The organism is Micromonospora sp. CPCC 205546 (assembly GCF_036902715.1).
Taxonomy (GTDB): domain Bacteria; phylum Actinomycetota; class Actinomycetes; order Mycobacteriales; family Micromonosporaceae; genus Micromonospora.
The window spans coordinates 131,232-153,863 of the sequence record NZ_JBAKHL010000010.1 but is presented as its reverse complement, the minus strand read 5'-3'; the positions used below and the strand labels follow the sequence as shown (position 1 = coordinate 153,863).

Genomic DNA, 22,632 nt, shown 5'->3' with positions numbered 1-22,632 from the left:
ACGATCCGACTTCAGCGGGGGGGTGGGCCACCCGCCTCGGGGCGGGGGCTGGCCGCCGGGCGGCGGGTTGCCGGGCGGCGGCTGGCTGCCGGGCGGGGGCGTCCAGCCGCCGGCGGGCGGTCCCGGGTAGCCGTCCGGTCGCGGATGGAAGTCGTAGTGCGTGTCGTGCTCCGGCTGCCCGGACCAGGGATCGACCGGCGGTGAGGACATGATCAGCTCCAGGCGAGGGTGCGAACGGGTGATCGTAGCCAGCCACGGCACGGTACCGCTGTCCCGATCCCGACCGTACCGTCCGGCCGCAACGACGATCGCGGTGGCCACCACCATCCAAGCGGGACGGGGCAACCACCGCGAACGCGGGGGCGGTGTGGATCAGGCGGGCAGGCTGGCCACCCCGTGCGGCAGGAACCGGCGACCGGTGACCCGCTCGGAGGTGCCGGTGCGGTCCAGGTACGGCGTGACGCCGCCCAGGTGGAACGGCCAGCCCGCGCCGAGGATCATGCACAGGTCGATGTCCTGCGCCTCGGCGACGACGCCCTCGTCGAGCATGAGCCGGATCTCCTGCGCCAGCGCGTCGAGCGCGTTCTGGCGTACCTGCTCGGCGGTGAGCGGCTGGTCGCCGACCACGAGCAGCTTGGCCACCTCGTCGTTGATCTGGTCGTCGACCACGATCGGCTGACCGGAGTCGGCGATCCGCTTGAGGTTCTCGCTGACGGCGAAGCGGTCCGGGAACGCGGCGTGCAGGGTGCCGCCCACGTGGTACGCGACGGCCGGCCCGACGAGCTGGAGCAGGGCGAGCGGGCGCATCGGCAGGCCCAGCGGGTCCAGCGCGGCGTTCGCCACGTCCAGCGGGGTGCCGGCGTCGACGGCGGCGAAGACGGTGCCCAGGAAGCGCGTGAGCAGCCGGTTGACCACGAACGCCGGGGCGTCCTTCACCAGCACGCTCGACTTCTTCAGCTGCTTGCCGACCGCGAACGCGGTGGCGAGCGTGGCGTCGTCGGTGCGCTCGCCCCGGACGATCTCCAGCAGCGGCAGCACCGCGACCGGGTTGAAGAAGTGGAAGCCGACCACCCGCTCGGGATGCTCCAGCTCCTCGGCCATCTCGGTGATCGACAGGCTGGAGGTGTTGGTGGCGAGCACCGTCTCCGGCTTGACGATCTTCTCCAGGTCGGCCCAGACCTGCTTCTTGACGCCCAGGTCCTCGAAGACGGCCTCGATGATGAAGTCAGCGTCGGCGAAGACGCCCTTGTCGACCGAGCCGCTGACCAGGCCGTACAGCTTGGCGGCCGTGCCCTTGTCCATCCGGCCCTTGCTGACGGCCTTCTCGATCTGGGTGTGCACGTAGCCGACGCCCTTGTCGACGCGGGCCTGGTCCAGGTCGGTCATGACGACCGGCACCTGGAGGCGGCGGGCGAAGAGCAGGGCGAGCTGGCTGGCCATCAGGCCGGCGCCGACGATGCCCACCTTGGTGACCGGGCGGGCCAGACCCTTGTCCGGCGCGCCGGCCGGCCGCTTGGCCCGCCGCTGCACCAGGTCGAAGGCGTAGAGGCCGCTGCGCAGCTCCTCGGAGAAGACCAGGTCCGCGAGGGCCTCGTCCTCGGCGGCGGTGCCGGTGGCGAAGTCGGCGTCCTTCGCCGTCTCCAGCAGGTCCAGCGCCTTGTACGCGGCCGGGACCCCGCCGTGCAGCCGCGCGTCGAGGGTCTGCCGGGCGAAGTAGAGCACGCCCGCCCACATGTCCTTGTCGACCTCGGGCCGGGTCACGGTGACCTCGCCCCGGACCACGCCGGCGGCCCATTCGAGGGACCGCTCCAGGAAGTCCGCCGGCTCCAGCAGGACGTCCGCGATGCCCATCTCGGCGGCCTGCTTCGGCTTGAGCATCTTGTTCTGCATCAGCGGGTTCTGGATGATCACCTGCGTCGCGGCCGGGATGCCGATCAGGTTCGGCAACAGCTGGGTGCCGCCCCAGCCGGGGACCAGGCCGAGCGAGACCTCGGGCAGGGCCAGCGCCGCCGCGCCACCGGAGAGCGTCCGGTAGTGGCAGTGCAGGGCCAGCTCCAGGCCGCCGCCCATCGCCGCGCCGTTGACGAAGGCGAAGGTCGGGATCTCGCTGTCCTTGAGCCGGGCGAAGACCCGGTGGCCGAGCCGGCCGATCTCCAACGCCTGCTCGCGGTCGGCGAGCTGCGGGAGGCTGGTGATGTCCGCGCCCACGCAGAAGACGTACGGCTTGCCGGTGACCGCGATGAACGCCGGGTCCGCGGCGAGGGCGGCGGTGATCGCCTCGTCCAGGCTGGTCAGGCCGCCCGGGCCGAAGCTGTTGGGCTTGGTGTGGTCGAAGCCGTTGTCGAGGGTGATCAGGGCGGCCGGCCGGTCCAGCCCCGGCACGTTCACCTGGCGCAGCAGCGCCCTGGTGACGACCTCGTTCGTAGCGGCGAGCGCGCTCACTTGTCTCCACCCTCCCAGTGCGGGTTCTCCCAGATGACCGTGCCGCCCATGCCGATGCCGATGCACATGGCGGTGACGCCGTAGCGGACCTCGGGGTGCTCGGCGAACTGCCGGGCGAGCTGGGTCATCAGCCGGACGCCCGAGGAGGCGAGCGGGTGGCCGATGGCGATCGCGCCGCCCCACGGGTTGACCCGCGGGTCGTCGTCGGCGATGCCGAAGTGGTCGAGGAAGGCGAGCACCTGCACGGCGAACGCCTCGTTCAGCTCGAACAGGCCGATGTCGTCGATGGTCAGGCCGGCGAGGCGCAGCGCCTTCTCGGTCGACGGGATCGGGCCGACGCCCATCACCTCGGGCTCGACGCCGACGAAGCCGAACGACACCAGCCGCATGGCGACCGGCAGGCCCAGCTCGCGGGCGACGTCCTCCGAGGCGAGCAGGCTGGCCGTGGCGCCGTCGTTCAGGCCGGCCGCGTTGCCCGCGGTGACCTTGCCGTGCGGGCGGAACGGGGTCTTCAGGGTGGCGAGCTTCTCCAGCGAGGTGTCCCGGGGGGCCTCGTCGACCGTGGCCATTCCCCAGGCGTTCTCCTCGTCGCGGACCGCCACCGACACGAGGTCGTCCTGGAGCTTGCCGTTGGCGTACGCCTTGGCGGTCTTCTGCTGCGAGGCGAGCGCGAACGCGTCCGTGCGCTCCTTGGTGATGTGCGGGACCCGGTCGTGCAGGTTCTCCGCGGTCGCGCCCATGACCAGCGCGGACGGGTCGACCAGCTTCTCGGCGACGATCCGCGGGTTGGGGTCGACGCCCTCGCCCATCGGGTGGCGGCCCATGTGCTCGACGCCGCCGGCGATGGCGACGTCGTAGGCGCCCATGGCGATGCCGCTGGCGACGGTGGTCACCGCGGTCATGGCGCCGGCGCACATCCGGTCGATCGCGAAGCCGGGGACGGTCTTGGGCAGGCCCGCCAGCAGGGCGGCGGTCCGGCCGATGGTCAGGCCCTGGTCGCCGATCTGGGTGGTGGCGGCGATCGCGACCTCCTCGACCCGCTCCGGCGGCAGCTGCGGGTTACGGCGCAGCAGCTCGCGGATGCAGCGGATCACCAGGTCGTCGGCGCGGGTGTTGGCGTACATCCCACCCGCCTTGCCGAACGGGGTACGGACGCCGTCGACGAAGACGACATCCCGGACTTCACGGGGCACTTGAGCCTCCTCTTCGACCACGATCCGGCCGCCGCGCCGACGGGCGGCACCACGGACGGAACGAAGGTCGCCGGCACGGGCGTGTTCCTCCGGATGCTACTTGCCAGTAACCACTGCTCGCACCCACTTCGGTGTGGCCCACCCCACACCCACAGGTCAGGGGGTCGGGGGCGGGTCGGCGAGCGCCTCGGCGAGGGCGGGCAGGAGCAGGGTGATCTGCCACTCCCGGGCGTTGAGGCCCCGGAGAGTCTCCGCGACCGTCGCCTCCGTGACCTCCTCCGGCGGCACCCAGGCCAGCCGGCGGACCGAGTCGGGGGCGATCAGGTTCTCCGGCGGCAGGTGGTGCGCGCCGGCGACGCGGACCACCACCTCCCGGCAGCGGGCCAGCCGGGCCGCCGCCACCGGGTCGCGTTCCGCCCAGCGGTGCGGCGGCGGGGGCCCCTCGACCGTCGGGGCGACCGGCAGCGCGTCGTCGGGCAACTGCCGCGCGTCGTCCAGCGCGGCCAGCCAGGTGCGGGCCAGCCGGCGCACCGAGCGGCCGCCGAAGCCGGGCAGGGTGAGCAGGGTCTTCTCGTCCTTCGGGTCCAGCTCCGCCGCCGCGACGATGGCCGAGTCCGGCAGCACCCGCCCCGGAGCGGCGTCCCGCCGGGCGGCGATCTGGTCCCGCGCGTACCAGAGGGAACGCACGCGGGCCTGGGCCCGCGCCCCGCGCACCCGGTGGATGCCGGAGGTGCGGCGCCACGGCTCGGCCCGCACCTTCGGCGGCCGGGCACCCGTGCGCACCAGCGCGGCGAACTCCTCCGCCGCCCACGCGGACTTGCCCTGGCGGGTCAACTCCTCGTCGAGCGCGTCGCGCAGGTCGACGAGCATCTCCACGTCGAGCGCGGCATAGGTCAGCCAGGACTCCGGCAGCGGGCGGCTCGACCAGTCGGCCGCCGAGTGGTGCTTCTCCAGGCTGAACCCGAGTAGCTGCTCGGTCAGCGCGGCCAGGCCGACCCGCTCGAATCCGGCCAGCCGGGCGGCCAGCTCGGTGTCGAACAGCCGGCGCGGGCGCAGGCCCACCTCGGCCAGGCAGGGCAGGTCCTGGCTGGCCGCATGGAGCACCCACTCGGCCTCGCCGATGACCGTGTCGAGGGCGCTCAGGTCGGGCAGCGGCAGCGGGTCGATCAGCGCCGTGCCGGAACCCGCCCGGCGCAGCTGCACCAGGTAGGCGCGCTGGCTGTAGCGGTAGCCCGAGGCGCGTTCGGCGTCCAGGGCGACGGGGCCCGTGCCCGCCGCGAACCGGGCCACGACCTCGTGCAGCTCGTCGGGCGTGGCCGCGGGCTGCGGTGTGCCATCGCGTGGCGCGGTCAGCGGAACGGGCCCGTCGGGGCTCGGTTCGGTCCCCGCGGCCTCCGGCTCCGGTCGGGCCGACGGCGGGTGGTGCGCATCGTTTCCCGTACGGCTTTCGGCGGGCCGACGGCGCAGGGGTGGTTCGTCGGTCACCTGACAACCCTAGTGCGCGACGCGACGCGGTGGGTGAAGCCGGTCCCGTGTGTGTCGGCCGGACGGCCGCCCGGCGTCCTCCCGACGGCCGGACATAGGGGAAGACAAAGCCCGTTGACGCAGGTACGGTCCAGCGAGCCGTTGCGCGGGTAGGGCATCATCGGTCCCGGAACGGAGCGGGGCGTCTAGGGGAGGCAAGGCGAATGACTGCTGGCTACGGGTCGGCGGACACGGGACCGGGCGACGGCGGATTCCCGCCGGGGACGGCTCGGCCCGGGCCACTGCCGCCCCGGATCGAGCCCGCCGCCTCCGCGTACCGTCCGCCGGGCGCCCCCGCGCAACCCCCGTCCCCCCGGCCCGCCTGGTCTCCACCGGCGCAGCCCGGCCAGTGGGGCGCGGCCCCCGCCAAACCGTCGGCGCCGCCCGCCGCCCCCGCCGGTGGCTGGGGGCACGGCGGAGCGTCGCCCACACCCCCCGGCCCGTCGGCGCCGCCGCCCGGGAACCCGCCGGGGCCCGCCTGGCCCCCCGCGTCCCCGTCGCTGCCGCCGCAGGCCGCCGGTCAGCCGCCCGCCCACGGTCACGGTCAGCCTCCCGCGCCTGGACAGCCGTACCCCGCCGCTCCGGCGACGAAGGGGCGCGGGCTCACCGTCACCGCTCTCGTGCTCGCCGGCCTGCTGGCCGTGGTGACGGGCCTGCAGGCATACCAGATCAACCGCCTGTCGAACCGGCTGGGCGACACCGACAGCCGGGTGGCGGCGGCGCAGGCGGCCGACAACACCCGGCTGGACGGCCTGGAGTCGCGGGCGGGGGCACTGGAGAAGCAGGCCGGCGCCGCCTTCAACCCCGAGGCCGTCGCCAGCGCCGTGCTGCCCAGCGTGTTCCGGGTCCGGGCCGGCAACTCCACGGGCACCGCGTTCGCGATCGGCAAGCCGTCCGCGGGCGGGGGCACGAACCTCTTCACCAACTACCACGTGGTGGACGCGCTCTGGCAGACCGGCGAGCGCGAGGTCTTCCTGGAGCGCACCAACCAGCGTTTCCCGGCCACCATCGTCCGGGTCGACGAGGCGAACGACGTCGCCCACCTGCGTACCAACGGCAAGTTCACCGGCCTGGTCGCCGCCCCCGCCGCGGTGAAGTCCGGGCAGCAGATCGTGGTCGTCGGCGCGCCGCTGGGCCTGGAGGACAGCGTCACCACCGGCGTGGTGAGCGCGTTCCGCGAGGCCGGCGGCGGCGAGGGCCCGGTCATCCAGTTCGACGCCCCGATCAACCCCGGCAACTCGGGCGGCCCGGTCATCAACGGCAGCAAGCAGGTCGTCGGCATCGCCACCGCCAAGGCCCGCAACGCCGAGGGCATCGGCCTCGCCGTGCCGATCAAGGTCGCCTGCAACGGTTTCAAGATCTGCTGACCCGGTCAGCGCCCAACCACCCCCGGCCCGGCGGATCACGCGCCCGGACCAGCACACGTGGAGGAAGAACGAGATGTCCCAGCCACCGACCGGGCCGGAGGGCTATCCGCCGTACCCGCCGGCCGCGCCCGGTCAGCCGCCGTCGGGCGGCACCACGTACGGCAGCCCGCGCCAGTACACGCCCGAACAGCCGGACGCCGGCCAGCAGTACGCCCCGGCCCCGCAGCAGTACGCCCCGGCGCCGCCCGCCGGTCACCCGCAGTCCGCCCCGCCGGCCGGGCCCGGCGGCTTCCCCCAGTCCGCGCCGCCGGCGTCGCCGGGCTTCCCCCAGTCCGCGCCGCCCGGCTACACCCCCGGCACCGCGTCGCCCGGCTACGGCGGCCAGGCATCCGGCGGGCCGGCCTTCGGGCAGCCGATGTCCGTGCCCCCGGCCTCCGGCCCGGCCTACGGGCAGCCGATGTCCACCCCGCCCGGCTCCGCCCCGCCCTTCGGCGCCCCCGCGCCCGGCGGCCCCCGCAAGAGCCACAAGGTGCTGATCCTGGCGGTCGTGGCCGGGCTGCTCTTCGTCCTGGGCGGGGTGATGACCGGCCTGTTCGTGACGACCAACAACGAGCTCGGCCGGACCGAGAAGAAGATGGCCAGCGAGATCAGCCAGCGCGACGGCACCATCGCGGCGAACGGCAAGGAGATCGAGAAGCTCAAGACCGACCTCCAGGCGGTCCGGGACAAGCTCGGCGACACGGAGCAGGACCTCACCGGCACCCGCAACGACCGGGACGAGCAGGCCCGGCAGAAGAAGGTCATCGCCAACTGCCTCGACAAGCTCACCACCGCGCTCGCCGCGGCGGCGAACGGCAACAAGGCGGCCTACGACAGGGCCATCCAGGGCATGGACAAGGTCTGCAACGAGGCCGAGAAGTATCTGTGAGGTGATCCGTCGCGGGGTCAGGCCGCGCCGGCGGGGCGACGCTCCGGCAGCGCGGTCACCCCGGGCGGGGGAAGCCCGGCGGTCGAGGCCAGCAGCGCGCACCAGGCCAGCAGGTGCGGGGCGAGGTCGTCGTCGACCGGCGTCCAGGAGGCGCGGATCTCGATGTCGGCGGCGGCGGGCGGCCCGGCCAGGTCACCGAAGCGCGTCGACATGGTCTGGGTGATCGTGCCGCCGATCGCCCGGTGCTCCGCGTCCTGCGCCTCCAGCGCGTCGGTCAGCCACGTCCAGCCCACCCCCGGCAGCAGCGGGTCGGCGGCCAGGTCGACCTCCAGCTCCGCCGTCACGTAGGTGACCAGCCGCAGGGTGCCCTGCCACGCCTCGTGCCCGGCCGGGTCGTGCAGCAGGATCAGCCGCCCGGAGGCCACCTCCTCGCCGTCGCGCAGGACGGTGGCGGAGAGCGCGAAGGCGTACGGGGCGAGTCGCTGCGGTGCGCCGACCTCCTCCAGCACGATCTCCGACCGGGGCGCCGCGGACCGCAGCCCGGTGACCGCGCGGGCGAAGGTCTCCGGGAGCGCGATCGGGGGGGCCATGCCGGCAGCCTATGCCGCCGGCCGCCCGCCCGCCCGAGAGGCGCGCCGATGCCGCCCGCGCCACGGCGGCGCCAGCGCGCGGGGCACCCGGCCCCCGCCGGGCCGACCCGGGTCACAAAAGGCGGCGCTGCCCGCTGTGCGTCGCGTCCCCCGTGGCACGATGGCCGCGATGACCACCACCACGACGGGCGCCGACGCCCGAGACGAAGACCCCCGCCCCGGCGGACCGGCCGACTCGGCCTTCGTCCGGGCCTGCCGGCGCCAGCCCGGTCCCCACACCCCCGTCTGGTTCATGCGCCAGGCCGGCCGGTCGCTGCCGGAGTACCGCGCGATCAGGGCCAACGTGGCGATGCTGGAGTCCTGCCGCCGCCCCGACCTGGTCACCGAGATCACCCTCCAGCCGGTCCGCCGGCACGGCGTGGACGCCGCGATCCTGTTCAGCGACATCGTGGTGCCGGTCGCCGCCGCCGGGGTGGACCTGGACATCGTGCCGGGCACCGGCCCGGTGGTCGCCGAGCCCGTACGCACCCTGGACGACGTGGAGCGGATCCGGCCGATCACCCGCGACGACGTGTCGTACGTGGACGAGGCGGTCCGGATGCTCGTCGCCGAACTGGGCGACACCCCGCTGATCGGCTTCGCCGGCGCGCCGTTCACCCTGGCCAGCTACCTGGTCGAGGGCGGCCCGTCGCGGACCCACGCGAAGACCAAGGCGATGATGTACGGCCAGCCGGAGCTGTGGCACGCGCTCTGCGGCCGGCTGGCCGAGGTGACGCTGGAGTTCCTGCGGGTCCAGGTGGCCGCCGGGGTGTCCGCGGTGCAGCTCTTCGACTCGTGGGCCGGGGCGCTGTCGGAGGCCGACTACCGCCGCTTCGTGCTGCCGCACTCGGCGGGTGTGCTGGCCGGGCTGGCCGACGCGGGCGTGCCCCGGATCCACTTCGGGGTGGGCACCGGCGAGCTGCTCGGCGCGATGGGCGAGGCCGGCGCCGACGTGGTCGGCGTCGACTGGCGTACGCCACTGGACGCGGCGACCCGGCGGATCGGCCCGGACCGGGCGGTGCAGGGCAACCTGGACCCGTGCGTGCTGTTCGCGCCGTGGCCGGTCGTCGAGACCGAGGTGCGGCGGATCCTGGAGCAGGGCCGGGCCGCCCCCGGGCACGTGTTCAACCTGGGGCACGGCGTGCTGCCGGAGACCGACCCCCACGTGCTGACCCGGGTGGTCGCCCTGGTGCACGAGCTGTCCGCCCAGTCGGCCGACCGGGGCTGAGCGGCATGCGGGGGCCGTGGCGGGTGGCGGTGGTCGGCGGCGGGATCGCCGGGCTGGCCGCCGCGCTCCGGTTGCGCGACCGGGCCCCCGTCGGGACCGAGATCACGGTGTACGAGCAGTCGGGCGCGCTGGGCGGCAAGCTGCGCACCGGCGAGGTGGCCGGCTCGGTGGTGGAGTTCGGTGCCGAGTCGTTCCTGATGCGCGACCCGGCGGGGGGCGAGTCCGCCGCGGTGGCCCTGGTGCGCCGGCTCGGGCTGGGCGAGCGGATCGTGCACCCCACGGTCGGTCAGGCCGCCCTCGTCATCGACGGCGGGCTGCGCCCGATTCCCGGCGGCACGCTGGTCGGCGTACCCGGGGACCTGGAGCGGGTGGCCACGGTCGCGCGGCCGGCGGCGGACGCCGACGTCGACGCCGGCCGCCCGCTGCTCGGCGCGGACGACGACGTCTCCGTCGGCGCGCTGGTCCGGGCCCGCTTCGGCGACGAGGTGGTCGACCGGCTGGTCGACCCGATGCTCGGCGGCGTCTACGCCGGCCGGGCCGACGACCTTTCCCTGGTCACGACCATGCCCGCGCTGGCCCGGGCCGCGCGGGTGGAGCACACCCTGGTGGGTGCGGTCCGCGCCGCGCAGGCGGCGGCGCCCCGCGCGCCGGGGGCGCCGGTCTTCGGCACCCTGGCCGGCGGGCTCAGCACCCTGGTCGATGCCGCGGCGGCGGCCAGCGGGGCGACGATCCGGCGCGGCGCGGTTGTCCGGGAGCTGACCCCGACCGGGGCCGGGTGGCGGCTGACCGTCGGCCCCACCCGCGATCCGGAGCTGGTCGACACCGACGCCGTGGTGCTGGCCGTGCCGGCCCGCCCGGCGGCCCGGCTGCTCGCCGGCTGCGTCCCGGAGGCGGCCGACGGCGTCGGCGGGCTGGACTACGCCAGCGTCGCGCTAATCACCCTGGCGCTGCCCGAGCCGAAGCTGCCGGAGCTGTCCGGCTTCCTGGTGCCGAGCACCGAGGGCCTGCTGATCAAGGCGTCGACCTTCTTCACCACCAAGTGGGGCCACCTGCGCCGCACCGACGGGCTGGCGCTGGTCCGCGCCTCGGTGGGCCGCTACGGCGAACAACGGCAGGTGCAGCGCACCGACGAGGACCTGGCCGCCACCGTGCACCGGGAACTGTCGGCGGTGCTCGGCGTGCCGCTGCCCGCACCGGTCGCTGGCCACGTGCAGCGCTGGGGCGGGTCGCTGCCGCAGTACACCCCCGGTCACGCCGACCGGGTTGCCGCCGCGCGGGCGGCCCTGCGGGCGAGCCACCCGACGCTGGTCCTGGCCGGCGCCGGGTACGACGGGGTCGGCATCCCCATCTGCGTCCGCTCCGGCGAGACGGCGGCCGAGGAGATCATCACAGCACTGGGAGGATCGGGGACATGACCGAGCAGACCAACGCGGCCCGGCTGCGGGAACTCAACGACAGCATCCGCTACACGATGTGGTCGGTGTACCGGGCCACCAGCCCGCTGCCGTCGTTGCGCGAGAACGTCACCGGCGAGGTCGAGGCCCTCTTCGCGGAGCTGGCCGGCAAGGACGTGGTGGTCCGCGGCACGTACGACGTCTCGGGGCTGCGCGCCGACGCCGACCTGATGATCTGGTGGCACTCCGCCTCAAGCGACGACCTCCAGGACGCGTACCTGCGGTTCCGCCGCACCACGCTCGGCCGGGCGCTCACGCCGGTGTGGTCGCAGATGGCCCTGCACCGGCCGGCGGAGTTCAACAAGAGCCACATCCCGGCGTTCCTCGCCGGCGAGGAGGCGCGCTCCTACATCTGCGTCTACCCGTTCGTCCGCTCCTACGAGTGGTACCTGCTGCCGGACGCCGAGCGGCGCGAGCTGCTCGCCGAGCACGGCAAGATGGCCCGCGGCTACCCGGACGTGCGGGCCAACACGGTCGCCTCGTTCGCGCTCGGCGACTACGAGTGGATGCTCGCCTTCGAGGCCGACGAGCTGCACCGCATCGTCGACCTGATGCGTGACCTGCGGGGCTCGGGTGCCCGCCGGCACGTCCGCGAGGAGATCCCGTTCTACACCGGTCGCCGCCGCTCGGTCGCGGACATCGTCAACGGCCTCGTCTGACACGCGGCCGCCCGTCGCGCGGGCCGGCCGGGGTCGCGTCCCGGAGGGATGGGGACGCGGCCCCGGCCGGGGCTCCGGTGCGGGTCAGACGACGGTCGTGCAGGTGGGCGTCGGCGTGCTGTTGGTGCCGGACCACGAGCCCAGGAAGCCGAACGTGGTGCTCGCCCCGGGGGCCAACGACCCGTTGTGGCCCGCGTTGCGGGCGACGATCCGGGTGCCGCTGGTGGTCACGGTCGCGTTCCAGGCCGACGTGACCTGCTGGCCGTCGGCGTAGGTCCAGGTCACGGACCAACCCTTGACGGCCCCGCCGCCGGCGGTCACCGTCACCTCACCCTGGAAGCCTCCGCCCCACTGCCCGGTGACCCGGTAGGTGGCGGTGCAGGCCCCGGCCGGCGGCGGGGTCGTCGGGGGCGGGGTGGTGGGCGGGGGAGTGGTCGGCGGCGGCGTGGTGGGCGGCGGAGTGGTCGGCGGCGGCGTCGTCGGCGGGGGGTTGGTCGGCCCGCCGGAGAAGTCGACGTCGCTGCACAGGTAGTACGACTGGTCCAGGTGGCTGGCCTGCCAGATGGTGTAGACGACGTGCCGTCCGGTCCGCCCCGGCGCGGTCGCCGGGATCTCGATCGACACACCGGTGGGCTCCGGCTTCCACCCCGACGCCGGGGTGTTGCCGATCTGGCCGGCCAGTTCCAGGTCGTCCCAGCCCAGCGGCTCGGTGAGCGCGTCGAAGCCCTGCTTGGTCACGTACACCCGGATGTAGTCGGCGCCGTGACTGGCCTGGTCGTACAGGCGGACCCGGAAGTTGCTGGAGACCGGGGCGGTCTTCCAGGCGCCGACCGTGTCGAGGGCGTTGTACCGGCCGCCCTCGGTCCGGCCGCCCGAGCAGAGTTGGCCGTTGGGGATGGCGGCCTGGTGGTTGCCGGCGACGCCCTCGCGGAACAGGCCGTTCCAGTTCCACATGGCGTTCGGATTGGCCTGCCAGGCCTGCCAGCACATCGGATCCTCGGTGGCCATCCGGGGATTCTGGAAGTCGCTGCCCCAGCGCTGCCAGCAGCCGTAGTTGCGTGACGCCGGGTCCACCACGGAGCCGTGCGCCGACACGGGATTGGCCAGTGCGGTGGTCAGCAGCAGCACGGCGGTCGCCGCGACGGCCAGCAGCCACGCCAGGCGGGACGATCGAAGTTGAGTGGACATGGAGCCCCCGGGGGGAGAGGTCGGACGACGACGCCCGGACGGCGCGGGAGTTGCCCCTCCCGTGCGCGCTTGCGTGGCTTCCGCGACGGCTCTGCCCGGAGGCTGTCACATCTATTGGCTTCGGTCAATGCCTTCGCGGCGCATCGGGGTGTGCGGGATGCCGTCCTCGACGTACCCGGGGCCGCTGACGGCGAAGCCGTGACGGGCGTAGAGGCCGACCAGGTGGGACTGGGCCTCCAGCGCGCAGGGGCGGTCGCCGACCAGCTCCAGCGCCGCGACCATCAGCCGGCCCGCGTGTCCACTGCCGCGGGCTTCCGGGGCCACCACCACCCGCCCGATCCGTGCCACGCCGCCCGGGTCGGCGAGGATCCGCAGGTACGCCAGGGGCGTGCCGCCGTCGTCGAGCCAGAGGTGCCGGGTGCCCGGCTCGACGTCGCGCCCGTCGAGTTCCGGGTAGGGGCACGCCTGCTCCACCACGAACACGTCGATGCGGAGCCGGAGCAGGTCGTGGAAGGTGCGGGCGTCGAGTTCGGCGAACGAGGCGATCCTCGTCACGGGGGTCTGCGGCACCCCGCGATGGTAGGCCGCGTCCGCCGGTCGTCGCCCCGGCCGTCGTCCGATCCGGTCCCGCGCTCAGGCGGGGCGGGCGCCGACCGCGTCGCGGATCTCGGCGCCCCGGGAGCCCTCCTCCGCGCGGGCGCAGTGCGCGCAGCAGAAGAACCGGCCGGACACCTCCACCCCGTGCCCGACGATCTTGACCTCGCAGTGCTCGCAGATCGGCGCCAGCTTGTGCGCGGCGCACTCGAAGCAGTCGAAGGTGTGCACGTCGCCGCTGACGGTCCGCACCTCGAACGCCATCCAGTAGTCGTTACCGCAGACCTCGCACGTCGCCACGACAGAACCCCCCGAACGCCGACACGGTTTCCCCGAGCGTGCGGCAGCCGAACCGTGCCGGGCGGGCGGAACGGCCCGGGTCACTCCGGGGTGGCGGCGTGTCGCCCCCGGCGTGTCGGGCGTTGTACCGGGTGACCGCGCACGACCCCGGAGGAACACGACATGATCAAGCGAAACAAGCTCTTCGGCAACCAGGTACGGGTCACCTTCAGCCTGCCCCGTGACACCCCGCCCGGCCCGGTCAGCGTGGTCGGCTCCTTCAACGGCTGGGAGCCGGGGCGCCACGAACTCCTTCCGCGCCGCGACGGCACCCGGACGGTCACCGTGCGGCTCGGCCCGGGAGAGTACCGCTTCCGTTACCTCGCCACCGGCGGCGTGTGGCTGGACGACGAGTCGGCCGACCGGGTGGACGAACGGGGCAGCCTGCTGCTGCTCTGACCGTGACGCTGCGTGCTCGGGGCGGCCGACGCCTTTATTGACATGAGTCTTTACTGTTAACAAGCTTTAATTTATGTTGGAGGGCACCTCACCAGGCCGAAGCCCGAAGGAGCTGCCACCATGCGCCGAAGAATCACGATCCCGCTCGTGGCGACGGGTGCCGTCGTCTCCGCACTGGCCGTCGCCGCGCCCGCCCAGGCCCACGGCTACGTCTCCGGCCCGCCGAGCCGCCAGGCGCTCTGCGCGCAGGGGCGGGTCCCCGACTGTGGGCAGATCAAGTACGAGCCGCAGAGCGTCGAGGGGCCGAAGGGGCTGCGCACCTGCCACGCGGGGATCGCCCAGTTCGCCGTGCTGAACGACGACAGCCGGGGCTGGCCCGCCACCTCGGTCGGCAGCTCCGTCACCTTCACCTGGACCAACACCGCCCGGCACGCCACCAGCAACTGGGAGTACTTCATCGGCGGCACCCGGGTGGCCGTCTTCAGTGGCGGCGGGCAGCAGCCCGGCGCCACCGTCTCGCACACCGTCAACCTGGGCGGCTACCCGGGGCGGCAGAAGGTCCTCGCCGTGTGGAACATCGCGGACACGGCGAACGCCTTCTACTCCTGCGTGGACCTCCAGGTCGGCGGGGGCGGCAACCCGTCGCCCACGCCGAGCCCGACGCCGCCGGCCCCGTCGCCCACGCCGACCCCCACCGCCGCCCCGACCACCCCGCCCGCGCCGGGCGGCAGCTGGACGGCGGGCCGGGCGTACCAGGTCGGTGACCAGGTCACCTACGGCGGGCTGACGTACCGCTGCCGGCAGGCGCACACCGCGCTCCCCGGCTGGGAACCGCCGCACGTGCCGGCTCTCTGGAGCCAGGTCTGACCGGACGGGTGCGGCCCGCCTGCCGGCGTCCGCCGCGCCCGTCACCCCTTCGCGGATGGGAGTACGCCATGCGACGGCTGCCCACGGTCGTCCTGCTCACCGCACTGCTGCTGGTCCCCGCCTGCGCCGCGCGGACCGCCCCCGCGCCGCCGGGGACGGCGGCGACCGCCGGGACCGAGATGAACGGCCTCGACGTGGTCTTCCTGGCCACACTGGCGGCGCACACCGAACAGACCCTGGAGATGGTGCGGCTCAGCCGCGACCGGCTGATCGACCGGGAGCTGCGTACGCTGGTCGCCGCCATCGAGGTCACCGAGACCGACGAGCTCGCCACGATGCGCGGCTGGCTGCGCGACGCCGGGCCGGCCGCCGCCGAGGCCGCCCGCCGGCACGACCACGGAGACCACGGCACCGCCGCCGAGGACATGGCCCGCCTGCGGACCGCCCCGGACGAGCAGGTCGACCGCGTCCTGCTCGACCTGCTCTCCCCGCACCAGGACGCGGCGGCCGACCTGGCCCGGGCCCACCAGACGGTCGGCGCCGACCCGCGGGTACGCGACTTCGCCCGGCGCGTCGAGCAGTCCCGTACGGCCGAGGTCTCGCTGATGGCCGGCCTGACGCCGGCCCGGCGGGCCTGACCCCCGGGCGCGCCGCCGCCGGCCCGCGACCCGGCGGCCGGTCCCCGGCCCCGCCGCCGGCGGACGGCTCAGGCGTCGGCGCGCGGCTCCAGCCGGATGGAGACGGAGTTGACGCAGTGCCGGGTGTCCTTCGGGGTGAAGCCCTCGCCCCGGAAGACGTGCCCGAGGTGGCTGTCGCACCGGGCGCAGCGGATCTCGGTGCGGGCCATGCCGAGGCTGCGATCCTCGATCTCCTTGACCGCGCCGGGGATCGCGTCGTCGAAGCTGGGCCACCCGCAGTGCGAGTCGAACTTCGTGTCGCTGGGGTAGAGCTGCGCGCCGCAGGCCCGGCAGTGGTAGGTCCCCGGCGTCTTCGTGTCGACGTACTCGCCGGTCCACGGGCGCTCGGTGCCGGCCTCCCGCAGCACCCGGAACTCCTCCGGGCTGAGCCGGACCCGCCACTCTTCCTCGGTACGGGGCAGTTCACTCTCCACGGTCATGCCTCCAGAGCCACTCACAGATTCGGATGAAAGTACCCGCACTGAACAGGAACAGGCCCCGCGGCCTGGGAATTCCGGTGCGGCGGGTGCGGCCGTCAGTAAGTGCCGGGGTCCGACGTCCAGGAGGCGGACCGGCTCAGCGTGCGGGAACGACCGTACTCGGCGAGGGCGTGAAAAGCGGCCTTGGGCGTCCATGAGCCGTCCGGCAGCACCCGCACGATCCCACGTGCGGCCAGGTCGTAGTCGTGCTCGGGGTCGCCGGTGGTCGGTAGGTGCCGGTTCGCGAAGGTGTACACGAAGGCCGCCTCCACCCCGCCGGCCTCGTAGTCGCGCAGCAGGTCGACGACGTAGCGCGCCTGGCCCTCCTCGTCGCGCTCCAGCTCCGCGGTCAGCTTCACGGCACGACCGTGCTCGTCGTACGTCACCGGTTCCGCCCCGCCGGCCACGTCGGCCGCGCCGCGGAACGTGCAACAGCCGAATTCGGTCGCGGCGTACGGCTTGCCTCGACCCACCGCCGCCGCCAGGGTCCAGGGGAACGCCGCGGAGTTGGTCGCGTCGCGGTAGCCGGCGTCGCTGGCGATGATGTCGAACGGCGTCCAGTCGACGTCCTCGAGCGGGATCGAGGCGTATCCGACGAGACCACCGAACCGCTCGCGCACCGCGGGTACCGCTTCGGCGAGGAAGTCGCGCACCGCGGCCCGGGCGGCCGGGACCGCCTCCCGCATCCGCATCGGATCGGTGAACAGCGCCATCCGCTCCTGCAGGTCACGGCCGGGCAGGAAACCGTCGGTGAACATCGAGATCTCGGAACCGGTGAGATACACGACCGAGGCGCCGCCGCGCCGCAGCCGTTCGGCCCGCTCGGCGCCGTCGAGCACGAACGCCATGAGCCCGTCGCGGTCGAGGCCGTTGGTGAAGGGGCAGTACCACACCTCGAGCCCGATCTCGGCCGCGAGCCGCGCGGTCAGCTCCAGCCGGTCCTGGACACCGCCGGTGACGCGGACCGCGTCGCAGTGCAACTCGTCGCGGATGACCCGCAGGTCGCTCCGGACGGTCTCGGGGTCGAACGGCTCGTGGGTGGTGGATCCGGCGCTCACGAAGCCGGTGTCGTAGTTCATGCCGAAGACGCGCATCGAGAGTTCCTCTCCCTATTACGGTACGCCGCGTACCCTATAAGGTACGTCCAGTACCCTGCAAGCCATGGGCACGAGGCGTCGGGGCGAGGAGCTGGAACAGGCGATCCTGCAGGCCGCGGCGGCCGAACTGCGGGAGTCCGGGTATGCGGGGATGACGATGGACCGGGTCGCCGCCCGCGCCGGGACCAACAAGAATGCGATCTACCGCCGATGGCCGCGTCGGGCGGCCCTGGGCATCGCGGCGTATCGCCAGCTGTCCGACGCCGCCATGCCGAACCCCGACACGGGCACCCTGCGAGGCGACGCACTCGAGATGCTCCGACAGGCCAACGAGACGTGGTCGTCGCCGCACGGAGCGGTCCTGCGCGGTCTGCTCGCCGCCGCGGCCGACGACCCGGAGCTGCTCACCCTCATGCGCGAACGGTCCGGCGCGGACACCATGGACCGCGCGTGGCTCGGGATGCTCGAACGGGCCGCGGCCCGGGGCGAGGCACCGGCGGCGGCCGTCCATCACCGGGTGGCGACGACACCGATGATGCTGCTACGCGCCGAGTACGCGATGCGCGGCATCCCCTCGGTCCCCGACGAAGTGCTGGTCGAGATCGTGGACGAGGTGTTCCTGCCCCTGGTGCGCGGTCGCGGCTGACACGGCACCGACCGGATCGTCGGCCCGGCGACGGAGGGACCGGATGTCGCCAGGGTCGACCGGTACTCGGCACACGCTGGGACCTGGCGGGGAAGCGTCGGTGACCTTTTCGGGCGGGACTCACCCGCCAACGGTGCGCCGGACGTCGGGGGTGTGGCATATGGTCGCGCAATGGGTGGCACGAAGGCCGCGGCCGAACAGATCGAAGTGGCCGGGCGCGACGTCCGGCTGACCAGCCCCGACCGGGTGATCTTCCCGCAGCGCGGCTTCACCAAGGCCGACGTCTTCCACTACTACCTCGCGGTGGGCGACGGCATCATGCGCGCCCTGCGCGACCGTCCCACCACGTTGCAGCGCTTCCCCGAGGGCGTCGAGGGGGAGGCGTTCTTCCAGAAGCGGGTGCCCACCCGGGGCGTGCCGCCGTGGGTGCAGACGGCGACCATCAGCTTCCCGAGCGGTCGCAGCGCGGCAGAGCTCTGCCCGGCCGACCTCGCCCACGTGGCGTGGGCCGCCCAGATGGGCACCATCGTCTTCCACCCGTGGCCGGTGCGCGCCGCCGACGTCGACCGCCCCGACGAGCTGCGCGTCGACCTCGACCCACAGCCCGGCACCGACTTCGCCGACGCGGCCGCTGCCGCCGCCGAGCTGCGCGGGCTGCTCGACGAGCTGGGCGTCACCGGCTGGCCGAAGACCTCCGGCGGCCGTGGCGTGCACGTCTACCTGCGGATCGCGCCACGCTGGACGTTCACCGAGGTGCGCCGGGCCACCATCGCGCTGGCCCGCGAGCTTGAGCGGCGCCGGCCGGAGCTGGTGACCACCGCCTGGTGGAAGGAGCAGCGGGGCGAGCGCGTCTTCGTCGACTACAACCAGATGGCCCGCGACCGCACGATCGCCTGCGCGTACTCGCTGCGGGCCAACGCCCGGGCCACCGTGTCCACCCCGGTCACCTGGGACGAGCTGCCCGACGTCGACCCGGACGACTTCGACCTGCGTACCGTCCCGGCCCGGCTGGCCGAGCGCGGCGACCCGCACGCCGGCATCGACGACACCGCCTGGGACATCACCCCGCTGCTGCAGTGGGCAGACCGGGACGCCGCCGCCGACCAGGGCGACATGCCCTACCCGCCGGACCACCCGAAGATGCCCGGCGAGCCGAAGCGCGTGCAGCCCTCCAAGGACCGCGACCGCCCCCGCTGACCCGCTGACCCGACGTGACCGGTCACGCCCCGCTGACGGTCGCCCCGACTTCACCGTCGCGCCCCCGGCGCGGCCTGCCTCAGCCCTGGCCCCCGTACGCCTCGACGGCCTCCTTGGCCGAGCGCAGGTCGGCCCCCGTCGCCTTCCGGTACGCGGCGATCGCCTTGATCTTGTCGCCCCGGGCCAGGTGCTGCCGCACCTCCGGCGGCACGGGCGAGGTGTCCACCACGCCCAGGTGCTCCGTCACCAGCCGGAGCCGGCGCTCGATCTCGGCGAGGCGGTACGCGGTCCGCGCCTGCTCGGCCCTGCCCGGCAACTGGGCGACGAGCAGGGCGACGACGGCCGCCAGCAGGACGGTGAGGGCGATCTCCATCCGGTGATGGAAGCACATCGGCGCCAACCGGCCACCGCCGCCCGCGTCGGCGGCCCGACACCCTCGATAACGATCAAGTAACGGGCGCGAACCTTTCCCGGCCCGTCGCCGCTCTCCCTGATCGTCGGCCCGACCCCGGGCCAGGGGAGGGCGTCGGATGAAGCTGGTGTGGAGGCGGGCCCGCGAGGCGCGCGGGTTGCTGCTCGCCGCAGTGGTCGCGGCCCTGGTGGCGGTCGCATTGGTCACCGGGCTGTCCGACTACAACCGGCGGGCCGTCGAGGCGGGCCAGCGCGCCCTGCTCGGCGGGGCGTCGTTCGAGGAGCGCAGCGTCCTGGTGGGCGGTACGAGCGGCCGGGACGCGGCCGAGTTCGCCACCCGCGACCGGGCGATCCGCGACGGGTTCGCCGCCCGCCTCGGCGGCACACCGGTCACCGTCGACGCCGCCCGGTACGGCGGTGGTCGCGAGCTGATCGGCGACCTCGGCCCCGTGGCGCGCGACGGCGACGACCCGGTCTTCGCCACCCTGGCGACCCTCGACGACCTGCCCGGCCGGGCCGAGTTGACCAGCGGCGCCTGGCCCACCCCGGGAGCCTCGCCGTTGCAGGTCACGCTGCCGGAGAAGGTCGCCGCCGGGCTCGGGATGACCATCGGCGACCAGGTGCCGATGCTGGACCGCCGCTCCGACGAGGCCAGCCGGGTGGTGCTCGTCGGGACCTGGCAGCCCCGCGATCCGACCGAGGCGTACTGGCGGTTGGCGCCCGGGACCGGCACCGGCGGCGTCGCGGACGCCGACACCTCGTACGGGCCGTTCGTGCTCGACCCGGCGGACTTCGTCGCCACCTACCCGGGCTCGGTGTCGGCGTCCTGGGTCGTCGAGCCGGACCTCGCGGCGGCGGCCGGCGCGGGCCGGCTGCCCGACGTCCGGCAGGCGCTGACCGTGGCCCTCGCCGAGGTGCCCGAGGCCGCCGGGCTCGGCTCGTCCGGTCAGACCGTCACGGCGATCGACCGGCTCCTCGACCGGGTCACCCGGGCCGACCTGGTGGGTCGCTCCTCGCTGGCCACCCCGCTGCTGCTGATCGTCGTCCTCGGCGGGTACGCGCTGGTGCTGGTCGCCGCGCTGCTGCACGAGGACCGGCGCAGCCAGACCGCCCTGCTCCGGGCCCGGGGCGCCGCGCGGCGGCAACTGGCCGGCCTGGCGGCCCGGGAGGCGGCCCTGGTCGTCCTGCCCGCCGGCGTGCTGGGACCCCTGATCGCCGGCGAGGCGTTGCGGCACGTGGGCACCGGCGGCACCGCCCCGCTGACGCTCTCCTCCGGCGACACCACGCTGGTCTGGGCCGCCGCGGCCGCCACCGCCGCCGGCTGCCTGGTCGCGATGGTCGTTCCGACGTTGCGGGGGGCCGGCACGTACGTCGCCGACATGGCGGCCCGGTCCCGTCCCACCCGCGCCGCCAGCGTCCAACGGGCCAGCCTCGACCTGGTGCTGGTCGGCTTCGCGGTGCTGGCCTGGACCCAGCTGCGGCAGTACTCGTCGCCGGTCGCCGGGGCGGCCGGCCGGCTCGGGGTGGACCCGCTGCTGGTCGCCGCGCCGACGCTGGGCGTGCTGGCCGGCGCGGTCGTGGCGCTGCGACTGCTGCCGCCCGCGACCCGCTTCGCCGAGCGGTTCGTCGACCGCAGGCCGTGGACGGCGACCATGTTCGGCATGTGGCAGGCGGGGCGGCGCCCGCACGCCGGCCCGGTGCTGCTGCTCGCCCTCGCCGTCGGCGGCAGCACCCTGGCCTGGTCGCTGGTGACCACGGGCGAGCTGTCGCAGGCCGACCAGGCCGACCACACCGTCGGCGCCGACCTTCGGGTCGTCGAGCGCACCGGCGCGGCACCCGACGACCGGGCCGGTCAGCTCGCCGCGCTGCCCGGCGTCGGCGGGGCGCTGCCGGCCTGGCGCGACGAGATCCGCCTCGGCCGTGCCGACCTGCCGACGACGGTGGTGAGCCTCGACGCCGCGGCCGCGGCCGACGTGCTGCGCCTCAACGAGCGGCTGGCCGACGAGCCGATGCCGACGCTGCTCGACCGGCTGACCCGGGCGCGCGCCGCACCGGCCGGCCTGGAGCTGCCCGCCGGGACCCGGTCGCTCACCGGCACGGTACGCACGCCCGTGCGCGACGCCGTCACGCCGCACCGGGTCGGCCTGTGGGTGCTGCTGACCCGGGCGGACGGGCTGGCCTTCCGGATCCCGGCGGGCGACACCGGCAGCGACGGCCGGCCCGCGCCGTTCACCGTCGCCGTCCCCGCCGGGGAGGGCCCCGTGCGGCTGTCCGGCTTCGAGGTCGACGGCGGGAGCGCGCGTGGGCAGGCGTACCGCGTGGAGGTGTCGGACCTGCGACTGGTCGGCGCCGACGGCGCGGCCCGACCGGCGTCGCTGCCCGGCGGCTGGTCCGCCGTCGACGGCCAGGGCAAACCGGTCGGCGCGAGGGTCACGGCCACCGGCCTGAGCGCCGACTGGGCGGTCGAGTACCGGGCGGGCGGCCGGTTCGCCTACCAGCCGCCGAGCCGTTTCGCCGTGGTGCCGGCCGACGAGAACCGGCCGGTACCCGCGCTGATGACCCCGGCCGTACGCGACGCGTTGAGCCTGGAGGTCGGTGAGACGGTCGACCTCGTGCTGTCCGGCGCGACGGTGCCGGTGACGCTCGTCGGCGAGCTGGACGAGGTGCCCTCCACGGCCGGCGAGGGCGTGCTGCTGGACCTGCCGGCGGCGGCGGAGTGGCTGATCCGGGACCGGGGCGGCGTCCGGCCGGTCGCCGAGTGGTGGCTGGGCACCGACGGCGGCGGCCACGCCGAGGCGGCCCGCGCGGCGGCCGGGCTGACCGGCACCACGCTGCTCGACCGGCGGGCGGTGGCCGAGCGGGCCGCCGACGACCCGTACTGGCAGGGGGCCCGCACGGGGCTGCTGGCCGCCGCGCTCGGCTCGGTGCTGCTGGCCCTGGTCGGCCTGATCGTCGACGTCTGGGCGACCGCCCGGCACCGGTTGGGGGAGTTCGCCGTGCTGCACACACTCGGTGCCAGCCCCCGGTTGCTGGCCCGGGCGTTGCTGGCCGAGCAGACCTTCCTGGCCGGGATCGGCGTCGGCGTCGGCCTGCTGCTGGGCGCCGCGGTCGGCGCGACCATGGCCCCGCTGGTCATCCTCACGCCGTCCGCCGGGCGGCCGGTGCCGGAGGCCGCCTTCGTGCTGCCCTGGCTGCCCATCGGTCTGACCGCGCTCGGCCTGCTGCTGGCGGCACTCGCCTTCAGCGCGTTCATCGCCCTCGGCATCCGGCAGCGGGTGGCCGTGGCGCAGCTGCGGATCGGGGGAGACCGGTGA

At 74.6% G+C, this 22,632-nt stretch carries 21 protein-coding genes and 1 pseudogene; 11 read left to right on the top strand and 11 right to left on the bottom strand.

Annotation, left to right across the window (positions count from 1 at the left end):
- The 4 genes and pseudogenes from V6U77_RS08915 to V6U77_RS08900 form a co-directional block, all read right to left on the bottom strand.
- A pseudogene (locus V6U77_RS08915) lies at nucleotides 1-210 on the bottom strand (DUF4870 domain-containing protein); the annotation flags it as partial.
- A 162-nt stretch (nucleotides 211-372) separates the two neighbouring features.
- The gene (locus V6U77_RS08910; RefSeq protein ID WP_334605755.1) at nucleotides 373-2,442 is read right to left on the bottom strand and encodes a 3-hydroxyacyl-CoA dehydrogenase NAD-binding domain-containing protein; all 2,070 of its coding nucleotides are present in this window, start codon (nucleotides 2,440-2,442) and stop codon (nucleotides 373-375) included.
- Nucleotides 2,439-3,635 (bottom strand): thiolase family protein, encoded by a 1,197-nt coding sequence (locus V6U77_RS08905; protein WP_089001369.1) that lies wholly within the window; start codon nucleotides 3,633-3,635, stop codon nucleotides 2,439-2,441. The genes V6U77_RS08910 and V6U77_RS08905 overlap by 4 nt, the downstream gene beginning before the upstream one ends.
- A gap of 156 nt (nucleotides 3,636-3,791) precedes the next feature.
- A complete protein-coding gene (locus tag V6U77_RS08900; RefSeq protein WP_334605754.1) occupies nucleotides 3,792-5,120 on the bottom strand; it encodes a ribonuclease D in 1,329 nt (442 codons plus the stop codon).
- Between the two features lie 203 nt (nucleotides 5,121-5,323).
- On the opposite strand from V6U77_RS08900, the gene V6U77_RS08895 reads away from it, so the two are divergent.
- Together V6U77_RS08895 and V6U77_RS08890 are read left to right on the top strand one after the other, a co-directional pair.
- A complete protein-coding gene (locus tag V6U77_RS08895; RefSeq protein ID WP_334605753.1) occupies nucleotides 5,324-6,526 on the top strand; it encodes a S1C family serine protease in 1,203 nt (400 codons plus the stop codon).
- Between the two features lie 73 nt (nucleotides 6,527-6,599).
- On the top strand, nucleotides 6,600-7,454 hold the full coding sequence (locus tag V6U77_RS08890) for a hypothetical protein (RefSeq protein ID WP_334605752.1): 855 nt from the start codon (nucleotides 6,600-6,602) through the stop codon (nucleotides 7,452-7,454).
- A 17-nt stretch (nucleotides 7,455-7,471) separates the two neighbouring features.
- On the opposite strand, the gene V6U77_RS08885 is transcribed toward V6U77_RS08890, so the two are convergent.
- Nucleotides 7,472-8,044 (bottom strand): DUF3000 domain-containing protein, encoded by a 573-nt coding sequence (locus V6U77_RS08885; RefSeq protein WP_334605751.1) that lies wholly within the window; start codon nucleotides 8,042-8,044, stop codon nucleotides 7,472-7,474.
- Between the two features lie 169 nt (nucleotides 8,045-8,213).
- Here V6U77_RS08885 and hemE point away from each other — a divergent pair, with 169 nt between their 5' ends.
- Genes hemE through hemQ form a run of 3 tightly spaced genes read left to right on the top strand, consistent with a single transcriptional unit; the run spans nucleotide 8,214 to nucleotide 11,424 of the window.
- Nucleotides 8,214-9,311, top strand: coding sequence for a uroporphyrinogen decarboxylase (gene hemE / locus V6U77_RS08880; protein ID WP_334605750.1), 1,098 nt, complete (start codon nucleotides 8,214-8,216; stop codon nucleotides 9,309-9,311).
- 5 nt (nucleotides 9,312-9,316) lie between these two features.
- Entirely contained in the window at nucleotides 9,317-10,726 is a 1,410-nt protein-coding gene (gene hemG / locus V6U77_RS08875; protein ID WP_334605749.1) for a protoporphyrinogen oxidase, read from the top strand.
- On the top strand, nucleotides 10,723-11,424 hold the full coding sequence (gene hemQ / locus V6U77_RS08870) for a hydrogen peroxide-dependent heme synthase (RefSeq protein ID WP_334605748.1): 702 nt from the start codon (nucleotides 10,723-10,725) through the stop codon (nucleotides 11,422-11,424). The genes hemG and hemQ overlap by 4 nt, the downstream gene beginning before the upstream one ends.
- Nucleotides 11,425-11,508: 84 nt before the next feature.
- Here the strand turns inward: hemQ and V6U77_RS08865 are convergent, their stop codons facing one another.
- The 3 genes from V6U77_RS08865 to V6U77_RS08855 all read right to left on the bottom strand — a co-directional run bounded on the left by V6U77_RS08865 (nucleotide 11,509) and on the right by V6U77_RS08855 (nucleotide 13,506).
- The gene (locus V6U77_RS08865) at nucleotides 11,509-12,612 is read right to left on the bottom strand and encodes a lytic polysaccharide monooxygenase auxiliary activity family 9 protein (protein ID WP_334605747.1); all 1,104 of its coding nucleotides are present in this window, start codon (nucleotides 12,610-12,612) and stop codon (nucleotides 11,509-11,511) included.
- 111 nt (nucleotides 12,613-12,723) lie between these two features.
- On the bottom strand, nucleotides 12,724-13,182 hold the full coding sequence (locus tag V6U77_RS08860; protein WP_334605746.1) for a GNAT family N-acetyltransferase: 459 nt from the start codon (nucleotides 13,180-13,182) through the stop codon (nucleotides 12,724-12,726).
- Between the two features lie 63 nt (nucleotides 13,183-13,245).
- The gene (locus V6U77_RS08855) at nucleotides 13,246-13,506 is read right to left on the bottom strand and encodes a Prokaryotic metallothionein (RefSeq protein ID WP_334605745.1); all 261 of its coding nucleotides are present in this window, start codon (nucleotides 13,504-13,506) and stop codon (nucleotides 13,246-13,248) included.
- Nucleotides 13,507-13,668: 162 nt separating this feature from the next.
- On the opposite strand from V6U77_RS08855, the gene V6U77_RS08850 reads away from it, so the two are divergent.
- The 3 genes from V6U77_RS08850 to V6U77_RS08840 all read left to right on the top strand — a co-directional run bounded on the left by V6U77_RS08850 (nucleotide 13,669) and on the right by V6U77_RS08840 (nucleotide 15,449).
- The gene (locus V6U77_RS08850; RefSeq protein WP_132233095.1) at nucleotides 13,669-13,944 is read left to right on the top strand and encodes an isoamylase early set domain-containing protein; all 276 of its coding nucleotides are present in this window, start codon (nucleotides 13,669-13,671) and stop codon (nucleotides 13,942-13,944) included.
- Nucleotides 13,945-14,064: 120 nt separating this feature from the next.
- Nucleotides 14,065-14,811, top strand: a complete 747-nt coding sequence (locus tag V6U77_RS08845; RefSeq protein ID WP_334605744.1) for a lytic polysaccharide monooxygenase — start codon at nucleotides 14,065-14,067, stop codon at nucleotides 14,809-14,811.
- Between the two features lie 68 nt (nucleotides 14,812-14,879).
- Complete coding sequence (locus tag V6U77_RS08840; protein WP_334605743.1) at nucleotides 14,880-15,449, top strand: DUF305 domain-containing protein; 570 nt, start codon at nucleotides 14,880-14,882, stop codon at nucleotides 15,447-15,449.
- Between the two features lie 68 nt (nucleotides 15,450-15,517).
- Here V6U77_RS08840 and msrB read toward each other — a convergent pair whose 3' ends face one another.
- Nucleotides 15,518-15,928: a peptide-methionine (R)-S-oxide reductase MsrB gene (gene msrB, locus V6U77_RS08835; protein ID WP_334605742.1), complete on the bottom strand. Its 411-nt coding sequence runs from the start codon at nucleotides 15,926-15,928 to the stop codon at nucleotides 15,518-15,520.
- Nucleotides 15,929-16,023: 95 nt separating this feature from the next.
- Nucleotides 16,024-17,061: a hypothetical protein gene (locus V6U77_RS08830; RefSeq protein WP_334605740.1), complete on the bottom strand. Its 1,038-nt coding sequence runs from the start codon at nucleotides 17,059-17,061 to the stop codon at nucleotides 16,024-16,026.
- Nucleotides 17,062-17,128: 67 nt separating this feature from the next.
- On the opposite strand from V6U77_RS08830, the gene V6U77_RS08825 reads away from it, so the two are divergent.
- Nucleotides 17,129-17,710 carry a TetR/AcrR family transcriptional regulator gene (locus V6U77_RS08825; protein WP_334605739.1) on the top strand — a complete coding sequence of 194 codons (582 nt, stop codon included), beginning with the start codon at nucleotides 17,129-17,131 and terminating at the stop codon, nucleotides 17,708-17,710.
- Nucleotides 17,711-17,881: 171 nt separating this feature from the next.
- Nucleotides 17,882-18,907 carry a non-homologous end-joining DNA ligase gene (ligD, locus tag V6U77_RS08820; RefSeq protein WP_334605738.1) on the top strand — a complete coding sequence of 342 codons (1,026 nt, stop codon included), beginning with the start codon at nucleotides 17,882-17,884 and terminating at the stop codon, nucleotides 18,905-18,907.
- A gap of 79 nt (nucleotides 18,908-18,986) precedes the next feature.
- On the opposite strand, the gene V6U77_RS08815 is transcribed toward ligD, so the two are convergent.
- Nucleotides 18,987-19,280: a hypothetical protein gene (locus tag V6U77_RS08815; protein ID WP_334605737.1), complete on the bottom strand. Its 294-nt coding sequence runs from the start codon at nucleotides 19,278-19,280 to the stop codon at nucleotides 18,987-18,989.
- A 157-nt stretch (nucleotides 19,281-19,437) separates the two neighbouring features.
- On the opposite strand from V6U77_RS08815, the gene V6U77_RS08810 reads away from it, so the two are divergent.
- Nucleotides 19,438-22,632, top strand: a complete 3,195-nt coding sequence (locus V6U77_RS08810; protein ID WP_334605736.1) for an FtsX-like permease family protein — start codon at nucleotides 19,438-19,440, stop codon at nucleotides 22,630-22,632.